Genomic DNA, 25601 nt, shown 5'->3' with positions numbered 1-25601 from the left:
AATGTCATTTGTTTTTTACCCGAATAAACCATGCTGGACCGCTCTACTCCTCCTCTTGCCTTTCCGATTGAATTAGTGAAATTTCCTAGCGTAGATGTATTTCATCTAAGCAATGGAATTCCTGTATATTCCATCAATCTTGGCGAGCAACCCGTTTTTAAACTGGAAATTATAAGCCCTGCAGGTGCTAAATCGGGAGCTAAAGCTGGCTTGGCAAATATGGTGGCGAACCTCATGAGAAGGGGTACTCAATCTCACTCGGCACAAGTAATTCATGAGGCCTTTGACTTTTTAGGCGCATTTTGGGATATTCAAGCCAATCTTGATTATGCTAATTTTTCGGTATATGGTTTAAATAAGCACTTTGAAGCACTTATTCCATGGGTAGCAGATATGCTGAAAGAAGCTACTTTTAGTCAAGAGGAATACGAGAAAGAAATCGCCATTGAAATACAAAAAAATAAGCTAAACTGGCAAAAGACTTCTTTTGCAGCAAGTCAATTATTCCGTGGTCAAATTTTCGGAAATCATGTGTATGGCCGCCACTCCTCACCCGAAAGTTTATCGGACTTAAGTCGAAATGATTTATTTGATTTCTACACATCTACTTGGGCAAATGTCAAACCGGTTATTTTTCTTTCTGGAAAAGTTTCTGACCAAGAATTGCAGTTGCTTGACCGCTTTATTGGCCATTTAAGCTTTGATCAATCTTGGCCAGATCATTTGCCCAATGTTAAGCCCCAATCAGCTCAAATCGAACATGAACGCCGAGAAGGAGCATTACAAACTTCCATCCGTGCAGGCAAATTAGCCATTGGAAGAAATCATCCAGATTATTTTAAATTTAGTATTTTGAACACCATTTTAGGTGGATATTTTGGTTCTAGACTCCAAAATAACATTCGCGAGGATAAAGGTTTTACCTATGGTATATCTTCTTCCATAGTTCCGCTACAGGAGTCCGCTTATTGGGTTACAGGTACCGATGTCAATGGGGAAAATAGTGCACAAACCTTAGAAGAAATAAAGAAAGAGATTCGAATTTTACAAACTGAATTGGTTCCCAAAGAAGAATTAGAATTAGTCAAAAACTATTTGATGGGGAGCTTTACAGGGGAACTCACTCAAGCCTTTGATATCGCTGAAAAAATCAAAGTCATCCAGCTAGAAAACTTAGCGCCTGACTTCTATGACCAATTTCAAACCCAAATTATTCAATGCCAAGCTCAAGAACTGCGCGACATGGCGAATCAGTACTTGAACCTGGATGAATTACATGTGGTGATGGTAGGAGCTTAAAATCTAGCTAGCTCTCTAAACTCATTCACCCGAGACTCTAAGTCAGCAGGACTAATCTCAAATAAACGTTCTGTGCCGAATTTCTCCACGCAGAAAGAAGCCATGGCAGAACCATACACAATGGCTTGGCGCATACTTTCAAAAGAAACATCATCTTTTTGAGCTAAATAACCAATAAAACCACCGACAAAGGTATCCCCTGCTCCTGTTGGATCAAACACTTCTTCCAAAGGCAAGGCTGGGCAATAAAACATCTTATCTTCTTGAAACAACAAAGCGCCATGTTCTCCTTTTTTTATAATCAAGGTTTTAGGACCCATAGCCATGATCATCTTGGCAGCTATTCTCAAAGAATATTGCTCTGATAACTGACGAGCCTCCTCATCATTGATGCACAGAACATCGACCATTTTCAATACACGTTTCAAATCGTCCATGGCCACATTCATCCAAAAATTCATCGTATCCATCACGATTAACTTAGGACGCTTGTTTAAACCTTGAATCGCATCGATTTGCACTTGTGGGGTCAAATTACCCAACATTAAATAGTCACAATCTTGGTATTCAGCAGGAATCGTTGGCTGAAAATCGGCTAATACATTTAGATCAGTCACCAAAGTATCCCGCGTATTCATGTTATTATGATACTTCCCCGCCCAAAAGAAAGTCTTTTCTCCTTCTTTGATCTGTAAACCTGTCAAATCGATTCCTTTATCTTCCAATGTTTCCATGTATTCTTTAGGAAAATCATCTCCAACTACTGCGACCACATTCACTTTAGGCAAGAAAAATGCCGCAGATAAACTAATATACGTACAAGATCCACCGATAATTTTATCCGTTTTTCCGTAAGGGGTTTCCAGGGCATCAAAAGCCACTGTTCCAATTGATAATAAGCTCATTTTAAATTATTTAGCCTACTTTAGGACAACGACTAAAGGGCTGGTTTGGATTAAATAAATAACGATAGGTAATGTATGTTTTATCGATGCTGGCTCCCAACTGAGATACAAATCGAAGCATTTTAGGATTAAAGTCGCCCACCCAGTTCATGTCCATCGTTTCATAAGGATAAAAAGGATTGTCTCGGGCCGCTTGACGAAAACGTAAGGCTATGGCTGATTCCACTCCTTTACCCTGATGCTCAGGCACTACGCCAAAAATAACCCCGCAGCAGCGAGTCAAGGTCCCTTTCCATTTTAAAAGTAAAAACTTAATCATTCCCCAAACATTCATCTTACCATTGAGGTGTTTGACAATTTGATTCAAATCTGGGATCACAATAAAAAAGGCCACAGGATCTCCTTCTGAAGTATAGGCAAACCACAACAATTGCTCATCAATGATGGGCTTCATTTTCTTGACTAACTTCTGCGCTTGCTCCGAGCTCATGGCGGTAACACCAGGGAATTTAGCCCAAGCAGCATTGAATATCACTTTAAAATCTTCGGCATATTTACTTAAATCTGATTTCTCAATATGCTGAAATACATAGTTCGGATTCTGGTATATTCTTTGTGCTTTTTCTTCAATGGAAGGGGCTACATTCGCCGCAGAAACGGGAGAAACGAACACGTATTGCTGGAAGTAATCATTGAAACCATAACGCTCAAAAAAAGCAATGTAATATTCTTTGGTCCAAGGCATTTTATAGGTTGGCTCAAATTCCCAGCCTTTCACCATCAAACCCCAAAAACTATCCCGCTCTCCAAAATTGATAGGGCCGTCCATGGCTTCTAATCCCTTGGATTTCAACCAATCAGCACATGCATCAAATAAAGTAAATGCGGCTTTTTCATCTTCGATACACTCGAAAAATCCCATGCCCCCAGCAGCTAATTCGCCTTCTTTAGCTGGTTTTCCATCATAAAATGCCGCTACTCGACCAATCACTTGATTTTCTTCATTGAATAGTATCCAACGAATGGCCTCTCCGTGTTTAAAATGAGGATTTTTTTTAGGATCAAAAATAGACTCAATGTCGGAATCCAATGGTCGAATCCAATTAGCATCATGTGTATACAAGCTAACAGGAAAGGTTAAAAAAGCTTTTTTTAATAGGCTATCTTCAGCTACTTCGCGTAAATACATGCTGGATTTGAAATGGAATGATAATATTTAACAAAGATAATAGAATGAGGCGAGCAATCCGACCTCCCATAAAACATTCAAGGTTTATATATCGTTTGGTGGTTTAAAAGAATCAAAGTAATTTTAGTTCTTATATAAATAGCACCTCCGAAAGGAAATTTTATACCATGCAAGCCTTAAAATTATACAATACACTTAGTAGAGAAAAAGAATTATTCACGGCCATTAATGCTCCACACGTAGGTTTATACGTATGTGGGCCTACGGTCTATAATTATGTCCACTTGGGTAATTTAAGGACTTTCACTTCTTTTGACATCCTTCACCGCTATTTACGTCACCTAGGCTACCAAGTGCGTTATGTTAGAAATATCACCGATGTAGGTCACTTAGTGGGTGATGGAGATGAAGGAGAAGATAAAATAGGTAAAATGGCTAAGCTAGAAAAGCTCGAGCCCATGGAGATTGTACATCGCTATACCCAAAATTTCCACCAGGTTTTGGAACAATTCAATTTACTTCCACCTAGCATTGAGCCTACGGCAACGGGGCACATCATGGAACAAATTGAAACAACTAAAATATTATTAGACAAAGGATTAGCCTATGAATCCAATGGATCTGTCTACTTTGATATTGAAACCTATAATAAGCAAGGAGGAGATTACGGAAAACTTTCTGGACGTGTGTTAGAGGATTTACTAACAGAAACGAGAGATTTGGATGGTGTGGGAGAAAAAAGAAATCCTTTGGATTTTGCCTTGTGGAAAAAAGCCGCTCCTGAACATTTGATGCATTGGCCATCTCCTTGGGGTGAAGGTTTCCCTGGATGGCATTTGGAATGTACTTGCATGAGTCACAGATACTTAGGCGATACATTTGATATACATGGAGGAGGAATGGACTTAAAATTTCCTCACCATGAATGTGAAATTGCTCAAGCAAAAGCCACCTATGGCAAAGCTCCCGTTCGGTATTGGATGCATACCAACATGCTCACAGTGAATGGTCAAAAAATGAGTAAGTCATTAGGTAATTCCTTTTTACCTTCTGAATTATTTAGTGGAAATCATCCCTTGTTAGAACAGGCCTACAGCCCCATGACCGTTCGCTTTTTCATGCTGCAATCTCAGTACAGAAGTACCTTAGACTTTTCCAATGAAGCCTTAAAAGCCGCTCAAAAAGGATACAAGCGCATTGCGAATGGTCTTCGAATAGTGAAGAATATGTCATTCCCTGTTAATGCCAGCCTGGAAGCAATAGACGCCAAACACGGAGATGAAATCCAAGCAGCAGTACAAGGGTGTTATGATGGCATGAATGATGATTTAAATACCGCAGTTACTATAGCCAATTTATTTTCATTGTTAAAAAAAATAAATCAAATATATACCGCACAGGTTTCCTTAGATTCCATCGGAGAAAAATCTTTTGATTTATTAAAAACTAGCTATATTTCATTCTTAGAAAATATATTAGGCATTAAAGAAGAGCTTCCTGATAACTGGGAAAGCATGATTCAAGGCTTACTTCAATTGTATACTGAATTCAAACAAAGTAAGCAATACGACAAAGTGGATGAAATTAGGGCAACCTTCAAATCCATGGGATTATTAATTAAAGACATGAAAACCTCCATTGATTGGGGTTACGAAGAATAAAAAAATGCTACAAAACTTAACACCTACGGTACGTACTTTATTGTTAATTAATGTGGGGCTTTACTTGATTAAGGGCTTTGGCTTTCCTCAAGAACTGCTCACGTTACATTATTTCGGCGCGAGTGATTTTCGTTTTTTTCAGGTGGTAAGCTATATGTTCGTACATGCTAGTTTCATGCACCTCTTAGGAAACATGTTTGGACTGTATATGTTTGGCTCCTTATTAGAACGCATTTGGGGAGCACAGCGCTTTCTTTTCTTTTACTTTTTTTGTGGAATTGGCGCGGGACTCTTATATATGGGTATCCAACATTTCATCGATTTTGCCGAAATCAGAAGGGCTACGGAACTTGTTTTATCCAATCCTAATTCAGACAACTTAATTGATTATGCCCAGCATTATGGGGTGATTTCGGCACCAGGTGGACAAATCAACATCAATTGGGTTATTGCCAATTATGAGGCTTTAATTAATATGGGAGCCTTAGGTGGAGCATCAGGTGCCATTTTTGGTATCATCATGGCTTTTGGCTATTTATTCCCCAATTCGGAAATGTTTTTGTTTCCTTTCCCAATACCCATCAAGGCCAAATATTTCGTTACCTTCTATGGACTTTATGAACTCTATGCGGGTATACAGCAAAGTCAGGGTGATAATGTAGCTCATTTTGCCCATATTGGAGGAATGATTTTTGCGGTGATTTTATTAAAAGTATGGAAAACACAAAGAAACAATTTCTATTGAGATGAAAAGTATTTGGCAGGACATCAAGCTCGTCATTCAAAATCCAGAAAATGGGTTGTGGCGACTTATATTGGCCAATGTATTTGTCTTTGTTTTTGTTTCCTTGAGCCATGTTTTTTTATCCTTGGCAGGAAAGGAAGATTGGTATAACCAGCTATTAGAACAAATAGCGCTTTCCTCTCAACCCAAAGTGGTATTGTACAAACCTTGGACTTTCTTTACCTATTTCTTTGCTCATTTTGAAATATTTCACTTAGTATTTAATATGCTTTTCCTGTATTGGTTTGGCAGTATCATCCATAGCTTTGTGGGCCAAAAACGCCTGATACAATTGTATTTTTTGGGTGGATTAGCTGGAGCTATTGCCTACATTTTGTTGTTAAATAGCTTCTCCTATTTCGTGATGAAAGGGCATATTTATCTCAATGGGGCCTCTGCTAGTGTTTTTGCCATAGTAGTAGGTGCGGCAACTTTACAACCTAACTATAAAGTTCATCTGTTGATCTTTGGAGAAGTTGCTATTAAATATGTAGCGGCATTTTATATTCTGTGGTCCATGATTGAAACCACAGGAACTAACGCGGGAGGTAATATAGCCCATTTAGGAGGAGCCTTATTAGGTTTTTTATATGCCTACTCCTACCAAAAAAGGCAATCTCGGAGGCCCGTTCCTGAAGAAAAAATTTATTCTTACTCCATGACCCTCCAAAAGAAAATACAAGATTTTGTGGAGCAAAATGATGCCGAGGAGATTGAAGAAGATGAATTGAATACTATTTTGGACAAAATTTCAACTTCTGGATATGAAAGTTTAAGCAAGCACGAAAAGAAACGATTGTTTAAAGCAAGTCAAAAAAATGACTAGTCAGCCGAAAACATTTTTACCTTTGTATAGTTAAATCAGAATCCTTCATCCAAATTACCCCTCCAAGATGCAATTTCAAGCCGGACCTATCTTAAGCAAAATCCAATCCCCTGCGGATTTGCGAAAGTTGTCCCCTGCAGAATTACCTGCGGTTTGCCATGAATTACGTCAATTTATCATCGACAATGTATCTGTCAATGGTGGGCATTTTGGGGCATCTTTGGGGGTCACAGAATTAACCGTAGCCTTGCATTATGTATTCAACACTCCCGATGACCAGCTTGTTTGGGATGTAGGACATCAGGCCTATGGTCACAAGATTCTAACGGGCCGCCAGGATTCATTCCATACCAATCGATTATTTGGAGGAATTAGTGGCTTCCCAAAGCGATCAGAAAGTGAATACGATGCCTTTGGAGTAGGACATTCATCTACATCCATTTCTGCGGCACTCGGTATGGCTGTAGCTTCTAGGTATAAAAAAGAATTTCATAAACAGCACATTGCGGTCATAGGAGATGGTTCCATGACTGCAGGAATGGCTTTTGAAGCCATGAACCATGCGGGTGATATTCCCAATAATATGCTGATCATCTTGAATGATAATTGCATGGCCATTGACCCCAATGTAGGTGCATTAAAAGAATATTTAACGGATATTACCACCTCTCACACGTACAACCGAGTGAAAGACGATGTTTGGAACCTTTTAGGTAAGATGTCCAAGTTTGGCAAATCTGCTCAAGAGATTGTTTCGAAAATAGAAAATGGATTAAAGGCTACCTTACTCAAGCAAAGTAATCTATTTGAATCCCTCAATTTAAGGTATTTTGGCCCCATTGATGGACATGATGTACAATATTTAACCACCGTGTTAAATGACTTAAAAGATATTCCTGGTCCAAAAATTTTACATTGTATTACCACCAAAGGAAAAGGCTATTCATTAGCAGAGAAAGATCAAACACTTTGGCATGCTCCTGGAAAATTTGATAAAATCACTGGGGAGATCCACAAAAAGACATTTGATAACCCACAACCACCTAAATATCAGGAGGTTTTTGGTCATACCATATTGGAGTTGGCAGAACAAAATCCCAAGATTATGGGAATCACTCCAGCTATGCCATCAGGGTCTTCATTGAATATCATGATGAGAGCCATGCCTGACAGGGCTTTTGATGTGGGTATAGCCGAACAACATGCTGTTACCTTTTCGGCAGGTATGGCTACTCAAGGACTAACCGTATTTTGTAATATCTACAGTTCTTTCATGCAAAGAGCCTATGACCAAGTCGTGCATGATGTTTGCTTACAAAAGCTACCTGTTATCTTCTGTTTAGATCGAGCGGGTCTAGCTGGGGCAGATGGTCCAACGCATCACGGATTGTATGATTTAGCCTACATGCGTTGTATTCCTAACATGATTGTAGCAGCACCGAAAAATGAACAGGAACTACGAAATATCATGTATACGGCTTCATTGGATAAATTCAAAGAACATCATAAGGCCATTACCATCCGATATCCACGTGGTGCAGGTGTTATGCCTGCATGGCGAACTGGTTTTGAAGAAATCACCATTGGCCAAGGACAAAAAGTACTAGATGGAGAAGATATTGCCATTTTAAGTATTGGCCATGTTGGAAATGAAGCTGAATTAGCCTGCCAAAAAGCAAGATCTCTCGGGATGAATCCAGCACTTTATGACATGCGATTCGTGAAACCCTTGGATGAAAAAATACTTCATGAAGTATTTTCAACTTATAATCAGATCATTACCGTTGAAGATGCTTGTATTCAAGGAGGCTTTGGTTCTGCTATTGCCGAGTTCATGCTGGATCATGGATATAACAAACCCATGTTACGTTTAGGAGTCCCTGATGATATTATTGAACACGGTGAACCGCATGAACTTTACCAATTATGTGGAATTGATTCTGAGAATATCCTGAAAAAAATTGCCGATTTCTATCCGAACAAAATCAAATCTACTTCTCAGAAAGTGAATCAAGACTAAGATTTCACGATTTCATTATCTTCAATTAGTACTTTTCTAAGAAATTATCCCTACCTTTGCACCTTAAATTTCCTCAGGCAGAGAGATTTGATTTCATCAAAGCGCCATTATTATATGCAAAGCATTCGCAACATTGCCATTATTGCCCACGTTGACCACGGTAAAACTACCCTAGTCGACAAAATCATTCATGCATCTAAGATTTTTAGAGAAAATCAAGAATTTGGTGATCTTATCCTAGATAACAACGACCTAGAAAGAGAGCGCGGCATTACCATCGTTTCCAAAAACGTATCCGTTCGCTATAATGGCGTGAAAATCAACATCATTGACACTCCTGGTCACGCCGACTTTGGAGGAGAAGTTGAACGTGTATTACGTATGGCTGATGGTGTTTTGTTATTAGTGGATGCCTTTGAAGGTCCTATGCCTCAAACACGTTTCGTTTTATCTAAAGCCATCGCTTTAGGTTTAAAACCCATCGTAGTTGTCAATAAAGTAGATAAAGAAAACTGTCGCCCAGACGAAGTACATGAGTCCGTATTTGACTTAATGTTTAACTTGAATGCCTCAGAAGAGCAATTAGATTTCCCTTGCTTATACGGTTCTTCTAAACAAGGATGGATGAATACCGATTGGAAAACTCCAACAGACAATATCATCCCATTGTTAGATGCCATCATCGAGCACATTCCTGCTTCTAAAGTTCAGGAAGGTACACCTCAAATGCAAATCACTTCATTAGACTATTCTTCATTTGTAGGTCGTATCGCGATCGGACGTTTGGAGCGTGGAACATTGAAAGAAAATATGCCTATCGCACTTTGTAAATCGGATGGCTCAATTAAAAAAATGCGCATCAAGGAACTTCAAGTATTTGAAGGTCTTGGTAAAGTACGTGTAGATACGGTAGAATGCGGGGAAATTTGTGCGGTGACAGGTATTGAAGATTTTGAAATCGGAGATACTTTGGCCGATCCAGAAAATCCAGAAGCATTGGAGCGTATCGCTATTGATGAACCAACCATGAACATGTTATTTACCATCAACAACTCTCCTTTCTTTGGTAGAGAAGGTAAAATGGTAACTTCTCGTCATATTCGTGAGCGTCTATTCAAAGAAACTGAGAAAAACTTAGCTTTGAGAGTTATGACCACCGAAAGTGAAGATAAATTCTTGGTTTTTGGTCGTGGTATCCTTCACTTGTCTGTTTTAATTGAAACCATGCGTCGTGAAGGGTATGAATTACAAGTTGGTCAACCGCAAGTAATTTATAAAGAAGGCGATAATGGAGAAAAATTAGAGCCGATTGAATCTTTAGTCGTTGACGTACCAGAAGAAGTAGCAGGTAAAGTTATTGAATTAGCTACTCAAGGAAAGGGTGAGTTATTGATTATGGAACCTAAAGGTGACTTACAACACTTAGAATTCAACATTCCTTCGAGAGGTTTGATTGGACTACGTTCTAAAGTGTTAACTGCTACTTTTGGTGAAGCTATCATGGCACACCGTTTTATTGGATATGAGTCCTTCAAAGGATCTATTCCAGGTAGAATTAACGGTTCATTGATTTCCATGAACACAGGAGTTGCTACACCATATGCCATTGATAAATTACAAGACAGAGGGGTGTTCTTCATCGATCCAGGTGAAGAGATTTACTCAGGTATGGTTGTTGGTGAACACAATCGCCAAAACGACATTGAGGTTAACTTGCAAAATGCAAAACAATTAACCAACATGCGTGCTTCAGGTACGGACACCAATACCAAGATTGCACCTAAATTAAACTTCTCTCTAGAAGAGTGTATGGAATTCATCCAAAAAGATGAATACTTAGAAATCACTCCGAAGTCTTTACGTATGCGTAAGATCTTCTTAGATCCTAACGAGCGTAAACGTCAAGAGCAAAAAAATAAATAAACAAAAAGGCTGTCCGAAACGACAGCCTTTTTTAATATCCCCTGGCCATGACGGTATCCAATGCCATTTGATGACCTGGCAATGGATCAAACTGGGCTAATTTCTTCAAATAATATGATGAAAGCGATTGAGTCCAAAGCCAATCTCCCCCTCTCTTAGATTTCAACCAATCAAAACCCTGCTTTTTCAATTTACTGTCAATTATCAATACATCGATTTTCGCTGAAAACATCACCTGAGGCTGTTGAACTCTATAAAATCGCTTACCCTTCCATTGCCAAGAAACATTCTTTTCTTCCTCCCATTTCACTTGAACTGTATCCTCAATAAAATGATGTGCCAAAACAGGAGAAATATTGGATTGAATCCAAGCCGGATCCTGGAATATCCTTCTGGAGGCAAGCAATTTCGCTTTCAACCCTTGTAATTCAAGCCATACTGGCTCACCACGATATTGGCCTAAATAGGCGATTTTCTGATTTTTCAGAGCTTTCCATTGCTCCCATTCAACATACGAAACACTGCATAAAAGCACTAAACCAAAGAAAGCTAAAATAGCCCCGTGCCGGATATCCCACCAGTATTTCACTAGGATTAGCATCAAATAATACGAAACAAACATCCAATTTTCCCAATGTAAAAAAGGAATGGTTGGTTGAAATACGCCATCAATCCAAAACATCACTTCGTGCAGAAGCGTGAAACTAGCATTCAAAACTTGACCCATAATAATGTACAAATAAATGATGTCCCATGCATATAAAATGGGTGCTATCAGTAGGAATACCAATCCTAAAATCAACGAGACAGATGAGAGTAAGACAAGTAGCGGATTTGCTAATAACATGATGCCCACATGGGGGAACTGATGAAAGTAATACAAGATCCAAGGGAAAGTCAAAGCTTGAGCAGCAACAGCTACAGTAGTTAATGACCAGGCTTGTTTAACTATATATTGACCTATGGGATTCTTTATATTCGGTTCCCAGATAACACTTAGAGAGGGTTGATATATAAGTATTCCCAATACAGCTAAAAACGACAATTGAAACCCCGCGTCGTATACTTGCATAGGATCCCAAACCAACATCACAAACCCAGTAAATGCCAACAGATTGATTGAATTCAGGGAATATCGAAATGTTTGAGCAAAAAGTACCACCGAAAACATCCAACTCGCGCGTAATACTGGTGCAGAAAATCCGGTAATTCCAGCATACATCCAAATAAGTAGAAAGGGTAGTAAAAAAACACCTATGGATGTAATTCGATTTCTTCTTGGAATGAATGTGAGAAAAAACTGAATACACAAAAAAAGGATTCCCACATGCATCCCTGAAACCGACAAAATATGAATGGCCCCTAAAGCTGCATAACTCTTTCTAGTTTCAAAGTCGATACTTTCATGTCCTCCCAATAACATAGCACCTCCTACAGCCCTATTCCTTTCTCCAGGAAGCGCCCGATGAAGATGTTGCAACAAATCTTGTTGCACACGTTCAAAAAACGCCTTAAAAACGAAATCCCTTTCGTTATACTGAAGTCTTTTCGTCCATTTTGCGGGCAAAAAAGCCGTAGAATATATTCCTTTTCTGGCAAAATAGGCTGGCCAGTTTTGACCAAAAGGAAACGCTGCTGGTCGAATGGCTTGAAGATGAGCCTTAGAGAGGTAAATATCTCCCAATTTTGGAATGTCTGCAGTGTGCTCTAAGTAGAATTGACTTCGAGTCTGTATAGCTCTCCATTCCCCTTTTGAATTCAAATAATTTGAAATTTCTCCAACAAATGCATAGGTTTTGGGTTTTTTAATAGGAGAACTTACGAGTTGAAATCGAAAAGCAATAACATCGCTTGGCAGCTTTTGATATAGATTTTTTACGTCTAGCGTGCGCAAGTATCCTGCACAAAAACAGGCTAAGGATAATAAATAAGCGTTGAAAATAGGTCTATTTTTTATCCAAATGATTAGGAATAATAAACCAAGTAAAAACAGACAAAAAAGTAAATCATAACCTAATTCCTGGCGATTTTCAGGAACCAAAATAACGCCTAAAGCCCACCAAAGGCAAAGTCGCAAAAAAGGAAATGTACTGAAAAATGAAAACAATGTTTAAGCGCTAAGGCTTAAATGTAGAATTTTTTCTGAGCGATTAACTGCTCTACAGTATCAGGAACTAGATATTTGATCGACTGATTTTTTTGAATGCATTCCCTGATGTAAGTGGCTGAAATATGTAAAACAGGCGCATTCACCTTTTTTACCTTGGGATGGCTCCATAGCTCGCTGATTGGCTCTTCCCCACGTGGATATACGTAAAGACCAAAATAATCAAGAATCTTATCGTAGTTTTTCCAGCTCTTAAATTGCTCCAAATTATCTCCCCCCAAAATCAATTCAAATTCATGCTGTGGAAATTTCTCCGACAAATGAATTAGGGTATCAATGGTATAAGAAGGCTTTTTTAAGCTAAACTCTATGTCACAGCTTTTGAATTGAAAATTATCCGCTATGGCTCTTTCCACTAAATCCAAGCGATCAAACTCGTGTAGGAGACTTTTACTTTTTTTATGTGGATTTTGAGGAGATACCACAAACCAAATCTGCTGAACATCGGTTTGATTCAATACCGCTTGGGCAATCATCAGGTGACCATGATGAATGGGATTAAACGAACCAAAAAACAAAGCAATTTTCATGGATTATTGGGTAAAATCATCGAAAAGGGATTGTGCTTTTTCGATTGCTTCCTCTAATTTATCATTCACCAAAATGACATCAAATTGACTTTGGAAAGACCATTCAAATTTCATCTTAAAGACGCGTTTGGATAAGGCTTCCTCACTTTCTGTACCTCTAGAACGCAATCTTTCCTCCAAAACTTCTAAGGTTGGAACCTTCACAAATATAGCTAAAGCGCGATCTCCGTAATATTTCTTGAGAGCTAGCCCACCTTTAACATCCACATCAAAAATGACATGTTTGCCAGATGCCCAAATCCGTTCAATTTCTGATTTTAAGGTACCATAATAGGCCCCAGGATATACCTCTTCCCATTCAACAAAAGCCTCTTCGTTGATTTTTTGACGAAACTCGTCCGGTGTTAAAAAATAATAATCTTTACCATTCTCCTCTGATCTCCCACGCTTATCTCTGGTACATGCTGAAATAGAAAACCCCAAATTGGAATTATTTTTGATGAGTTCTTTAACGATGGTCGTCTTACCTGAACCCGAAGGTGCTGAAAAAATAATTAATTTCCCTTCCAAAAAATTGTTGTTTGTTTAAGCTAACAAAATAAGGGAATTAAGATGGAAATAAGGATAATTAATAGAAAAAGTTTCTCTTTGATCCGGGCAAAAAGTTCATCTGGACATTTTGCCGTACATTTTTCTTTAATAGCTTTTTTTAAAGAAGTCTCCAGTTCATATCCTTCTTGACATGGAATACATTGATCTTTATTAGCCAAAAAGGCGGCCTCCTCTTCTGGACTTGCTTCTTTATCCAATATTCGCTGGATTAGCTTCATGCAATCTTTCTGATGTTCACAGCTCTTCTTCATGCTCATTAATTAATTCATTCTGTTTGGGCTAACGCAAGCCTTGGTGTAAAAGTTCAATCCAAATCTGACAAAGTGTCAGCTCCATATCCTTTAGATTTAGCATAAGCCGCTAAGGAGTCTTTCAATAATGCTCTGGCACGGTGTAGGCGGGAACGTACAGTACCAATAGGAATATTTAAAATTTTAGCCATTTCTTCGTAGCTAAATTCTTCCAAATCACATAAAATAATAATCATACGAAAATCAACTGGCAGGGCCTGGATAGCTTTGGTGATCTCGTCACCCAACATTTCATTGACTGTTTCTGCGTGTAAATCCGCTTGATGGGATGGCTCAGAATCATCATCGCCTGCAAAAGATTGCTCTACCCATTCAAATTCCACTTTGGATGGTCCGCGAGATTTTTTGCGGTAATCATTGATGAAATTATTCTTTAAAATGCGAAATAACCAAGCTTTGGCGTAAGTACCCGGCTCGAAGGAATTGATAAAACGATATGCTTTTAAGCAGGTATCTTGCACTAAATCTTGAGCATCATCCTCATCATTCGTCAATCTCAAAGCAAAATTATACATCGCATCTAAATGCGGCATAAATTCTTTTTCAAAAATCTGTCTCGCATGTGGCGAAGGATCGATTTCATTTTCTACTTGGACGTCCATAGTCATTATATTAAGGCAGTATCATTTTCTGATAACGTACATTCCCCTCCTACAATTTTATGCCCAAGAAAAAAGAAGGGGGAAATATGACAAAAAGGCTTATTTGTTCAAATTAAAAAGTTCCAAAATACCAAATACCAAGATTCCCAACAAGCAGCTAGAAAACGCTCTCAATATACTGATTCCTACCAATTCCAGATCACTTGCTTCCAAAAGAAATAATACACTGTGATGACAAAAAAGCATCAAAAACAAATAAGAAAAAAACCACAATGGCCTCATCTCTTGCAAACTTACACTCGAACGTTCGTCGTAGCCATTGGCGGGAGTTAACAATCGGAAAATGGGGGATCGTAAGGAAGCCATTAAAACTGAAGCAAAGGCATGCATGCCATGGGTATTATAAAATACATCCACGACCCAGCCTAGTACAAAGGCGCCCAACATTAAGTATGCTGGAGGAGTATCAATGGGGGCCTTGATTAATGGCCAAACATATAAAAAACAAAAAGCAAAATAGGCGATAGTTAAATCCCTTAAAAATAGAACTTGAATGAATAAGGTGAAAATTACCGTCAATATCCAACGAAAGGTGCTACTTGATCCCATCTTATTCCGGCTTAGGTTTAGATTGTTCCAATTTAGCTTGCTGCCATGCCAAACGATTTTTAATCACATAGACATATTGTAAAGTAGAAAAATGGGTTAACAACATGATTTTAATATCATGAAAATTCCCATCTTTCTTCAAACCCAGTTTAGCAACTATACCAATAGGGACATTGGGAGGAAAGACGGCATTGTAATCAGAGGTTACCACGGTATCTCCTTTGACTACTTTTTTGTATTTAGACACATCCATCATTTCCGCCACCTCGGGCTGCCAACCAGCCCATTTGACATAACCTAACTCTCCACTGGATTTCAATTTTGCGGAAACCGTATTATTGATGTGCAGAATGGAAATTACCATGGATAAATTTTCAGTGCAAGAGAGAATCTTTCCTACCACACCCGTGGAGGAAATAACCGCCATTCCAGGATGAAGACCATCCTTGGTTCCTTTATCAATCGTTAAATAATTTTGAGATTGCTGGGTCGTCAAATCAATCACCTTACATGCCACAGGTTGATATCGATTCAGCACCGCCTCATTAATGTAATAAGGTAATTTTAAATCGGGGGCTTTCTGGGCTTTCAAACGAAAAACCTCATGCCTCAATTGCGCATTTTCAGTCGCCAAATCCCGATTGATCTCCCTTAATTGATAGTAATTCTGTACTTCTTGTTTTTGAGCCAATAAGGAGGCCACCCACTGATTCGTCGTATTAAAATAAAGTGTCCTTTGGTAGTCATTGTATTTAAATACAGACCATAAACTGATCAATTCCAATACGAAAAACAATAGGAAGTTCCTTTGTCGTAAGAGGAATTGAAACAATTGATTCATACCAAAATTTTGGGTGACTAGGTGATTAAAACTGGCTTATATTTCTCTAGATTTTTCAAGATTTCTCCTGTTCCACGTACCACGGCCTTCAATGGATCATCTGCCACATGGACTTTCAATTGCGTTTTCTTTTCAATCCGCTTATCTAAACCATGTAACATCGCACCTCCACCAGCTAAATGAATACCATTGTGGAAAATATCACCTGATAACTCGGCTGGAGCCCGCTGTAGTGTCTCCATGATGGCAACTTCTATTTTGGTAATGGAAGAATCCAAAGCATACGCTATTTCAGAATAGTTGATTAAAATTTCTTTCGGAATTCCAGTCATTTGATCACGACCACGAATTTCAAAATCAGCAGGTGGATTTTCAAGTTCGGGTAAGGCTGCGCCTACCTGAATTTTGATTTGTTCTGCCGAACGTTCTCCGATAATCAACTTGTGCTCTCTTAATAAATAATCTTTGATATCTCGGGTGAATTCATCCCCCGCAACACGGATGGAGTTCTCCACAACAATGCCACTTAAAGAAATAATGGCCACTTCGGTGGTACCTCCTCCAATATCTACTACCAAAGAACCGTTAGGTTGTTCGATATCTATTCCAATTCCAATCGCCGCAGCAATCGGCTCATGAACCATGTATACTTCACGTGCACCGGCATGCTCTGCCGAGTCCTTTACCGCTCTTTTTTCCACCTCAGTGATACCGGATGGAATACAGATAACCATACGCAAGGCGGGTGAGAAAAATGAATTTCCTTTGTCCATCATTTTAATCAAGCCACGCATCATTAACTCCGCTGCAGTAAAGTCTGCAATAACTCCATCTTTCAATGGACGAATGGTTTTGATGTTATCGTTAGTCTTTTCATGCATCATCATGGCTTGTCTACCAACGGCTAACACTTTATTGGTGGTACGATCCAATGCGATGATGGATGGCTCATCTACCACTACTTGATTTTTGTGAATAATCAGGGTATTGGCCGTACCTAAGTCGATGGCAATATCCTTGGTTAGAAAATTAAAAATTCCCATAATTGATTGCTAAAATATACCCCAGTCGTGTGGCTGAACTAAAGCTAAAAAACAAATTTACCAATAAAAAACGAGCTAATTATTTAAATTAAATCAAAAAATGGAATATCCTCGAAATAATTATAAAAGTCAATCTAAACTACGCTTTAAATACTTTCCTACCCATAAGCGGTCAATTATAGGTTTATTACAATAATTTATTTGTCAATTTAAGGAAAAAATTGGTTTAAATAATTTGGAATTATTATCTGTTTTATTAGTTTTGTCCAAGTTTAATCCTACAAATGTTCTGAATGTTTGTAAACGAGCAAAAAAATGGAAGATTATAACAAAATTATCGAATCCCTTGGTGTTAAATTCATTAAGGCTAGAAACATTAGAATATTACAACCAATCCGCATCAAAAATTATTATGATGTGGAAAACTCTCTCTTGATTTTGTACAAAGGGGAGGTTTCATTTGGTGAAGAAGACACTCCTGTAGAAGAGGGGGATATGCTCTTTATCCCAGGTGGGAAAATGGTCAGCGTGACCTATGGTAATTCAGAAAAACCAAAAGCGGTCAACAATGAGGAATTCATGACGCACCGTGAATTGTATTTTGATCAAAACATGGATCCTAATACTATCGGTAAAGCAGATAATTCGTTTGGTATGGTGGCTTTTGAAGCCAAGGTATTTGACTCAGTCAACTTCTTTACTTCCTTAGACATCCCTCCATTTTTAATTAAAAAAGATGATGACCTAGCACAATCCATTAAGGAAATCTTATTGGAAGATATGTCAGAGGAAATTGGCAAGGGCCGCATCATCAAAATCAAAACGGAAGAAATCGTTATTGAAGTGATTCGATACATCATTCGCAACCGTTTATTTGTGGAGCAATTAGCTACCAATAGTACTTATTTCAAAGACCCACGCTTAATTGACATCTTTGCATATATCAAAGATAATTTGGGAGGAGATCTTTCTAACAAAGTTTTAGCTAACGTGGCTAACGTATCCGAAGATTATGTTGGACAGTATTTCAAAATGCTTACAGGAATTAATCCACAGGATTATATTGAATACCAACGCATGGAAGCAGCTGTAGGATTATTGAGAACAACGAAAAAATCCATCCGTGCCATTGGGTCGGAAGTGGGCTATAAAGATACCGCCTATTTCTGCCGTCGTTTCAAAATGATGTTCGGCATTCCTGCTGGAAAAATGAGAAGAAGAGAATCATTGATGAATATATAATTCTTCGCAAGGTTTGTTGAACCAACAACCTGCCAAATCATTCAAACAAAAGGCCCATTTTCATGGGCCTTTTGTTTTGATACTACATTAAATATTTCAACTTAACCAATTCCCTTTCGGATAAATATCTCCAGTTGCCTCTTGGCAAATCTTTCTTATTTAATCCTGCGAAAGTGGTTCTGTCCAACTTAGTTACCTCATAACCTACATGTTCGAAAATACGACGAACAATGCGGTTTTTACCTGAGTGGATTTTCACTCCAACAACATATCCATCTGGCGTAACTTTAGCAATGTCATCTACTTTGATTTCTCCATCTTCTAAAGTCAAACCTGCTTTGATTTTCTCCAAATCTTCATCTGTCAAGGGTTTATCCAATTCAGCTTGATAGATCTTCTCAATTTCATTGGAAGGGTGCGTTAATTTATCTGCTAACTCTCCATCATTGGTCAATAAAATCAACCCTGTTGTATTTCTATCTAAACGACCCACCGGATAAATCCTGGCATCTCCAGCATTTTTCACCAACTCCATCACGGTTTTGCGATCATTAGGATCTTCCGTGGTCGTAAGGAAATCTTTGGGTTTATTTAAAAGCACATAAACTGGCTTTTCTCTGTTCAGTTTACGGTTACCATATTTTACAATATCCGTTGGCTGAACTTGATAGCCCATTTCCGTAATCACTTTATTATTTACTTTGATTTCACCTGCTTCAATCAGCTTATCCGCATCACGACGAGAACAAATACCCGCATTGGCAATATATCGATTCAAACGAATGGAATCATTTTTGCGTTCTTCTTGAATGAATTTCTTCTGAACACGTGCAGGTGCTTTTTCTCTAAATCGATCTAATTTATACTGAGGTGTGAATGCAGGTTTTTCTTCATAGCGATTTCTACTTTTAAAAGTATCTCGCTTAGAAAATTTCGCATTTCTTCCTTCAGAAAAGTCTCTGCTTTCTGGAGCATCTTCTCTTCTTGAATTAGAATGAGTACGCTCACTGCTATAAGCTCTTGGCTTTACTTCTTCATTATTCCCCTGGTCGTTACCTGGCTCAGAACGAAACTCTTCTTTAGGCACAAATGGCTTATCTTCGGAAAATTCTTGGTTCGCATCATAAGGTCTTCTTTCTCTATCACCAAACGGGCGACGGGAATCTCCTGAATCTCTTCTTGGGCCTGAGAATGAACGGCGTTCGCCACCGTCACGATTTCCTTCGTAAGGCTTACGGTCTGAATCACCTCTTGGTCCGGAGTAAGGTCTTCTTTCTCCATCATCTGATGGGCGACGGGAGTCTCCTGAATCTCTTCTTGGGCCTGAGAATGAACGACGTTCGCCACCGTCACGATTTCCTTCGTAAGGCTTACGGTCTGAATCTCCTCTTGGTCCGGAGTAAGGTCTTCTTTCTCCATCACCTGATGGGCGACGGGAATCTCCTGAATCTCTTCTTGGGCCTGAGAATGAACGACGCTCACCGCCATCACGATTTCCTTCGTAAGGCTTGCGGTCTGAATCTCCTCTTGGTCCAGAATATGGTCTTCTTTCTCCATCACCTGATGGGCGACGGGAGTCTCCTGAATCTCTTCTTGGGCCTGAGAATGAACGACGCTCACCGCCATCACGATTTCCTTCGTAAGGCTTGCGGTCTGAATCTCCTCTTGGTCCAGAATATGGTCTTCTTTCTCCATCACCCGATGGGCGACGGGAGTCTCCTGAATCTCTTCTTGGGCCTGAGAATGAACGACGCTCACCGCCATCACGATTTCCTTCGTAAGGTTTGCGGTCTGAATCTCCTCTTGGTCCAGAATATGGTCTTCTTTCTCCATCACCCGATGGGCGACGGGAGTCTCCTGAATCTCTTCTTGGCCCTGAGAATGAACGGCGTTCGCCACCATCACGATTTCCTTCGTAAGGTTTGCGGTCTGAATCTCCTCTTGGTCCGGAATAAGGTCTTCTTTCTCCATCACCAGATGGGCGATGAGAATCTCCTGAATCTCTTCTTGGGCCAGAAAAACTTCTTGGGCTATCTGAACGTGGGCCTGAATAAGGACGTCCTTCTGAATTGGAACGAGGACCTGCGTAAGGTGCTCTTTCTCCGCCTCTACTTGATCGGCGGTCGTCCGAAGACTTTGGGTTTGAATCTGAACGACGGCCGTCGTTCTTATCAATTCTTTTTCTCATAATAATAAATTTGCAACATCACTGCTGTAAGGAGCAAGACTCTTTTGTCTTGTAATTATTTCGATTTTCGAAATTTATACAAAGGTACATGAAATAAATGAGCTTAGGTTGTTACATTTGAATTTCTTTTACACTCCATGAAATACGCCAAACCGAAGTCAACATTGCGCTTGATAGTGAATTCCTTCTTAGGAATCAGTTTTGCGCTATGCCTTTTTGCTTGCCAAGGAGATGAATTTAAGCTTAAAAAAGCGTTAAATTCGTTTGATAAAGGGGAATATGAACTGGTCATTCAACAATTAAAACCCTTAGCTGAAAAAGGCTATCAACTTGACCAAACCAGTTATTTTATTGCAGAATCCTATCGCTTATCCAATCGAATTTCCTCCGCTTTACCCTATTATCAAACTGCCTTAGCGAAAGGAAACACCGATAATACGATTCGTTTCAATTTAGCCTTTGCCGCTAAAGCCACGGGGAATTATTCTTTAGCCCAATCTGCTTTAACCGATTTTCTTCAAAACAAACCAAGTAAATCCTTTAAACTCAAGGCTGAAATTGAATTAGAAAATCTGCCTCAAGTAAGTGAATTACAGAAAAAAAATAGCCCTGTTGGAGTCCAAGCTGTTCAAGGTAATACACCTATGGCAGAATTCTCTGCTAGAAAACTTGGTGATGAGTTAATTATAACTAGCTCCCGTAAACAAAGTATCTATAAGAACAATGGTCTCCCCTATTTAGGATTATACAAAGCTGCCTTAAAAAGTCCTGTGGAAATAGGCACGTTGAACTTATTTAGTCCAATGATTGACAAGGAAAATGCCAACGAAGGCACACCTGCCTTTTCAAAAGATGGCAATACCCTTGTTTTTGCTCGAGGAAATACCGGGAAAAACAAGGATTTATCACCTGACGTTGACTTATATATCAGTCGGAGGAATGGAAATGATTGGTCGCTTCCTGAAAGATTAGCCATTTCTGACTCCATTGCTTGGGATGGTAGCCCAGCTTTTTCATCGGATGGCAAAACCCTATATTTTAGTTCTAATAGAAGGGGCGGCAAAGGCGGGCTGGATATTTACCGTTCACCTATGGATAACTCTGGGAGATTTGGCAGACCGATCAATTTAGGTTCAGCTATTAATACTCCCGGCGATGAAATTTTTCCCTTTGTAAGTGACGACGGTAAATTGTATTTTTCATCAGATGGCCATCCTAGTTTAGGAGGGCTCGATTTATTTGTCGCATCCCGCAATGAAAATGATATTATCATTGAGCATTTAGGTGTTCCGATGAATTCCATTTCAGATGATTTTGGTATCAGTTTAGTTGATTCCGTTTCTGGGTATTTTAGTTCCAATCGAGCTGGCGGAAAAGGTGATGATGACCTTTATTATTTTAAATCTCCTTCTCGCAATCCAGAAAGATGGTGGACCAATGAGGCCCCGCCGGTGATAGCCGCTACGGAAAACAAGATTGTTCAATACTTTTTACAAACAGAAATCATTGATCCTTCGGGTAAGCCCATTGATTCAGTTAAAGTCAGTATACGTAGAAATGGACAAAGCATCGATCCTGGATATAGTAATAAGAGAGGCCGTTTAGAAATCTTGGATTTGGGAGAAAGTGACCAGATTGATTTTGTTTGTGAAAAAGAAGATTATTTAACCAAACGATCCGCTTTCTCCATGGAAGGAAGAGAAATTCCAGCAAGGTTATTAAAAAAGGAACTTACTGACACTACATTTGTTTGGCAAATAGTCATGGATAAGGCCGAAGTGGGGAAAGAAATCACCCAATTATATCAGATCAACCCTATCTATTACAATTTGGATCGCTCTGAAATTAGAAATGATGCCTCAGAAGAATTAGAAAAAATTGTTCAATTCTTACGGGACAACACCAATGTTTCGATTGAACTAGGTTCGCATACTGACTCACGAGGTAGTGTCCCTTACAACCAAAAATTGTCTCAACGAAGAGCCGAGTCCGCTGTTCGTTACATTGTTCTGCGAGGCATTGATCAAAAAAGAATCAAAGCTAAAGGATATGGAGAAAGTCAGTTAGTTAATGAATGTGCCGATGGTGTTGAATGTAGCGAAGAGATGCACCAACAAAATAGAAGAACGGAATTTAAAATTACAGAAATTAAAGCGGAGTAATATGTCAAATTACCTATTAAAAAATGCTAAAATAGTCAATGAAGGGCAGATTGTAGAAGGGGATTTACGCATTTCTAATGGCCGAATTGACAAAATTGCCAGTTCTATTAGTCCACTAGGAAATGAGCAAATCATGGATTTATCTGGAAAGCATATTTTTCCAGGTATGATTGATGATCAAGTGCATTTTAGAGAGCCTGGTTTAACCCATAAAGCACATATTGCCAGTGAAGCTAGAGCCGCTGTAGCAGGAGGAGTTACTAGTTTTATGGAAATGCCTAATACCGTTCCTAATGCTTTATCTCAAGAGATTTTAGCGGACAAATATGCTATAGCACATCGTTCCTCCTTAGCCAATTATTCCTTTTTTATGGGTGCGGGAAATGACAATTTGGAAGAAGTATTAAAAACGAATAAACAGGATGTCTGCGGTATAAAAATCTTTATGGGCTCATCCACAGGCAATATGTTAGTCGACAATAGCCTTACTTTGGAAAATATTTTTTCCAAGAGCGAATTATTGATTGCGACACATTGTGAGGATGAAGCAACGGTAAAAGCGCGAACTCAATTATTTCGTGAAAAATACCCTGATGAAGCTCCTGCCTTTATTCATCCATTGATTAGAAATGAGGAGGCATGTTACTTATCTTCATCTATGGCTGTCGATTTGGCCAAAAAGTGGAATACTCGCTTGCATATTCTTCATATTAGTACGGAAGAAGAATTGGCATTATTTGAAACAAACAAAGCTTCTAAAGAAAAACGCATTACCTCTGAAGTGTGTGTACATCATCTTTGGTTTGATGCCTCTGACTATGAAAAGCTGGGAAATCAAATTAAATGTAATCCTGCTATCAAAGATTCAAGGCATAAAAATGCCCTTAGAAAAGCTTTACAAATGGGAAGTTTGGACATTATCGCTACGGATCATGCGCCACATACTTGGGAGGAAAAACAACAAGGTTATTGGAAGTCGCCATCAGGCTTACCCTTGGTTCAACATCCTTTATTGATGTTGTTTGACTTAGCAACAGAAGGTGTACTTTCTCTTGAACAAATTGCGGAAAAGACGGCTCATACTGTGGCTGAAATTTTCCAAATTCAAGATAGAGGATTCATCAGAGAAGGATACTGGGCAGATTTGGCCATTGTAGATTTCAATACTCCCCAAAAAGTAGAAAAATCCAATCTCCATTACCAATGTCAATGGTCCCCGATGGAAGGCCATACTTTTGGTGCAAGCATTGCCCATACGTTTGTATCTGGCCATTTAGCTTTTACTCAAGGGAAGTTCAATGAAAGTCAATTAGGTAAACGCCTACTTTTTGACCGAGATTAAAACATATCGTCGAAAAAGACCCTAAAATAAAAGCCTAATGATTGATTGTAGGTTTTAATGGGTGAAGCAGTAATATTAGCCAAACCTGCTTGATAGGTAAAACCTGCTGCCACAAAACGCTTAGATACGATTCCTATTCCGAACTTAATCCCCGCATCAATACGACGAAAATCACTGGAAAAACTTTCGCTGGAGTTAGAAACAGTGATATAACTATTCGGTTTAGCAGGATTGATTATTCGGTTTTCGACAAAAGTGTTATCCCAGAGCCCTATTCCAAAATAGGGTCCACCCCAAATAGAAAAATTACTGGAAAATTCGGAAACCCTTCCTAAAGTCAATTCAAAGTTGGGATTCAAATCTAAATAATTCAAGGTGATGGTTCTTTCCGAATAAGTTGAGTCAGAAAAACTCATTTTTCCGTGATGTCCCCGTTGAGCCAAATTAATTTCTGGATTAAAACTCAAATGCTTATTGATGGGTAATTGTATACCAAATCCCACTTCAATGGAAGGCTTAAACAAAAACGCCTCCTTACTAGCCACATCTCCACTAAATCGAACAGATTTAACGGCCAGATGAAATATTTTTTTTGTTTTATCCACTTGAGCCATACCAGGATGGTTCAAAGCCAATAAAAAAATCGCCAAAAGATAAATTTTGGGGCGAATGAAATAGCTTAGAGAATTATTCATCAATTTTGTGTACTAAGAACGTTTTAAAGAACACTAATTTAATTTTACTAACAAATGTCGACACTTCTTCCCTATTTTTCAAATATAGGTTTTGAAGCTGGTCTTGATGAGGCTGGTCGAGGCTGTTTAGCTGGCCCTGTCGTAGCAGCTGCCGTTATTTTACCTTTGGATTTTCACCATCCCCTTTTAACTGATTCCAAGCAATTGAATGCCCGACAAAGAATACAACTTAAAAAGGATGTTGAAAGTGCCGCCATTGACTTTGCTGTTGCGGAAGTGGATGCTCCAACCATCGACAAGATCAATATTTACAAAGCTAGTGTTTTGGCCATGCACCTAGCTATTGATCAATTAAAACATCGTCCAGACCATCTTTTGGTCGACGGAAATCGGTTTATCAGCTACCCATTAATCCCTCATACTTGCATCGTAAAAGGTGATTCTACGTTTTTCTCTATAGCAGCTGCGTCCATTTTAGCCAAAACTTATCGAGATGCATTAATGGAAAAACTGTCATTAGAATATCCAGAGTATGGTTGGGAGAGAAATGCCGGCTATCCTACCATACAGCATAGGAAAGCGATATTAGCCCATGGCCCGTGTCATTTTCATCGGAAAACCTTTCGAGTGCAAATCAAATAATTTATAGT

At 39.0% G+C, this 25601-nt stretch carries 22 protein-coding genes; 10 read left to right on the top strand and 12 right to left on the bottom strand.

The window, feature by feature from the left end; genetic code table 11:
- The first annotated feature begins 30 nt into the window (after positions 1 to 30).
- Positions 31 to 1299 (top strand): M16 family metallopeptidase, encoded by a 1269-nt coding sequence (locus tag EWU23_RS05625; protein WP_166229685.1) that lies wholly within the window; start codon positions 31 to 33, stop codon positions 1297 to 1299.
- Here EWU23_RS05625 and EWU23_RS05620 read toward each other — a convergent pair.
- Positions 1296 to 2204: a PfkB family carbohydrate kinase gene (locus EWU23_RS05620; protein WP_166229682.1), complete on the bottom strand. Its 909-nt coding sequence runs from the start codon at positions 2202 to 2204 to the stop codon at positions 1296 to 1298. The genes EWU23_RS05625 and EWU23_RS05620 overlap by 4 nt on opposite strands.
- A 10-nt stretch (positions 2205 to 2214) precedes the next feature.
- Positions 2215 to 3393 carry a hypothetical protein gene (locus EWU23_RS05615; protein WP_166229680.1) on the bottom strand — a complete coding sequence of 393 codons (1179 nt, stop codon included), beginning with the start codon at positions 3391 to 3393 and terminating at the stop codon, positions 2215 to 2217.
- Positions 3394 to 3560: 167 nt separating this feature from the next.
- Between EWU23_RS05615 and cysS the strand changes: the two genes are divergently transcribed.
- From cysS to typA, 5 genes are all read left to right on the top strand, one after another.
- Positions 3561 to 5054 carry a cysteine--tRNA ligase gene (gene cysS / locus EWU23_RS05610; protein WP_166229678.1) on the top strand — a complete coding sequence of 498 codons (1494 nt, stop codon included), beginning with the start codon at positions 3561 to 3563 and terminating at the stop codon, positions 5052 to 5054.
- Between the two features lie 4 nt (positions 5055 to 5058).
- Positions 5059 to 5799 (top strand): rhomboid family intramembrane serine protease, encoded by a 741-nt coding sequence (locus EWU23_RS05605; protein ID WP_109324274.1) that lies wholly within the window; start codon positions 5059 to 5061, stop codon positions 5797 to 5799.
- A 1-nt stretch (position 5800) separates the two neighbouring features.
- The gene (locus tag EWU23_RS05600) at positions 5801 to 6664 is read left to right on the top strand and encodes a rhomboid family protein (RefSeq protein ID WP_166229676.1); all 864 of its coding nucleotides are present in this window, start codon (positions 5801 to 5803) and stop codon (positions 6662 to 6664) included.
- A gap of 67 nt (positions 6665 to 6731) precedes the next feature.
- The gene (dxs, locus tag EWU23_RS05595) at positions 6732 to 8684 is read left to right on the top strand and encodes a 1-deoxy-D-xylulose-5-phosphate synthase (protein WP_166229674.1); all 1953 of its coding nucleotides are present in this window, start codon (positions 6732 to 6734) and stop codon (positions 8682 to 8684) included.
- Between the two features lie 114 nt (positions 8685 to 8798).
- Positions 8799 to 10607, top strand: coding sequence for a translational GTPase TypA (gene typA, locus EWU23_RS05590; protein WP_166229672.1), 1809 nt, complete (start codon positions 8799 to 8801; stop codon positions 10605 to 10607).
- A 31-nt stretch (positions 10608 to 10638) separates the two neighbouring features.
- Here the strand turns inward: typA and EWU23_RS05585 are convergent, their stop codons facing one another.
- The 8 genes from EWU23_RS05585 to EWU23_RS05550 form a co-directional block, all read right to left on the bottom strand.
- Complete coding sequence (locus tag EWU23_RS05585) at positions 10639 to 12714, bottom strand: ComEC/Rec2 family competence protein (RefSeq protein ID WP_166229670.1); 2076 nt, start codon at positions 12712 to 12714, stop codon at positions 10639 to 10641.
- 17 nt (positions 12715 to 12731) lie between these two features.
- On the bottom strand, positions 12732 to 13304 hold the full coding sequence (gene nadD / locus EWU23_RS05580) for a nicotinate (nicotinamide) nucleotide adenylyltransferase (RefSeq protein ID WP_166229668.1): 573 nt from the start codon (positions 13302 to 13304) through the stop codon (positions 12732 to 12734).
- Positions 13305 to 13307: 3 nt separating this feature from the next.
- Positions 13308 to 13874, bottom strand: a complete 567-nt coding sequence (gene gmk, locus EWU23_RS05575) for a guanylate kinase (RefSeq protein WP_166229666.1) — start codon at positions 13872 to 13874, stop codon at positions 13308 to 13310.
- A 20-nt stretch (positions 13875 to 13894) separates the two neighbouring features.
- A complete protein-coding gene (locus EWU23_RS05570) occupies positions 13895 to 14167 on the bottom strand; it encodes a phosphohydrolase (RefSeq protein ID WP_166229664.1) in 273 nt (90 codons plus the stop codon).
- 53 nt (positions 14168 to 14220) lie between these two features.
- Positions 14221 to 14829 (bottom strand): sigma-70 family RNA polymerase sigma factor, encoded by a 609-nt coding sequence (locus EWU23_RS05565; RefSeq protein WP_166229662.1) that lies wholly within the window; start codon positions 14827 to 14829, stop codon positions 14221 to 14223.
- Positions 14830 to 14928: 99 nt separating this feature from the next.
- Positions 14929 to 15438: a hypothetical protein gene (locus tag EWU23_RS05560; protein ID WP_166229660.1), complete on the bottom strand. Its 510-nt coding sequence runs from the start codon at positions 15436 to 15438 to the stop codon at positions 14929 to 14931.
- A gap of 1 nt (position 15439) precedes the next feature.
- Positions 15440 to 16279, bottom strand: coding sequence for a rod shape-determining protein MreC (gene mreC, locus EWU23_RS05555; protein WP_166229658.1), 840 nt, complete (start codon positions 16277 to 16279; stop codon positions 15440 to 15442).
- A 17-nt stretch (positions 16280 to 16296) separates the two neighbouring features.
- Positions 16297 to 17322 carry a rod shape-determining protein gene (locus EWU23_RS05550; protein ID WP_109324299.1) on the bottom strand — a complete coding sequence of 342 codons (1026 nt, stop codon included), beginning with the start codon at positions 17320 to 17322 and terminating at the stop codon, positions 16297 to 16299.
- 315 nt (positions 17323 to 17637) lie between these two features.
- Between EWU23_RS05550 and EWU23_RS05545 the strand changes: the two genes are divergently transcribed.
- Entirely contained in the window at positions 17638 to 18564 is a 927-nt protein-coding gene (locus tag EWU23_RS05545) for an AraC family transcriptional regulator (RefSeq protein WP_109324300.1), read from the top strand.
- Positions 18565 to 18646: 82 nt separating this feature from the next.
- Here the strand turns inward: EWU23_RS05545 and EWU23_RS05540 are convergent, their stop codons facing one another.
- A complete protein-coding gene (locus EWU23_RS05540; RefSeq protein ID WP_166229656.1) occupies positions 18647 to 20752 on the bottom strand; it encodes a pseudouridine synthase in 2106 nt (701 codons plus the stop codon).
- A 137-nt stretch (positions 20753 to 20889) separates the two neighbouring features.
- Between EWU23_RS05540 and EWU23_RS05535 the strand changes: the two genes are divergently transcribed.
- A complete protein-coding gene (locus EWU23_RS05535) occupies positions 20890 to 22914 on the top strand; it encodes an OmpA family protein (RefSeq protein WP_166229654.1) in 2025 nt (674 codons plus the stop codon).
- A 1-nt stretch (position 22915) separates the two neighbouring features.
- Entirely contained in the window at positions 22916 to 24256 is a 1341-nt protein-coding gene (locus tag EWU23_RS05530; RefSeq protein ID WP_166229652.1) for a dihydroorotase, read from the top strand.
- Here the strand turns inward: EWU23_RS05530 and EWU23_RS05525 are convergent.
- Positions 24253 to 24951 carry a porin family protein gene (locus EWU23_RS05525; RefSeq protein WP_205753087.1) on the bottom strand — a complete coding sequence of 233 codons (699 nt, stop codon included), beginning with the start codon at positions 24949 to 24951 and terminating at the stop codon, positions 24253 to 24255. The genes EWU23_RS05530 and EWU23_RS05525 overlap by 4 nt on opposite strands.
- Positions 24952 to 25005: 54 nt before the next feature.
- Between EWU23_RS05525 and EWU23_RS05520 the strand changes: the two genes are divergently transcribed.
- Positions 25006 to 25593: a ribonuclease HII gene (locus EWU23_RS05520; protein WP_166229648.1), complete on the top strand. Its 588-nt coding sequence runs from the start codon at positions 25006 to 25008 to the stop codon at positions 25591 to 25593.
- Positions 25594 to 25601: the final 8 nt, after the last annotated feature.

Source organism: Aquirufa beregesia (assembly GCF_011090385.1).
GTDB lineage: Bacteria > Bacteroidota > Bacteroidia > Cytophagales > Spirosomataceae > Aquirufa > Aquirufa beregesia.
This window is presented reverse-complemented; position numbering and strand designations above follow the sequence as displayed.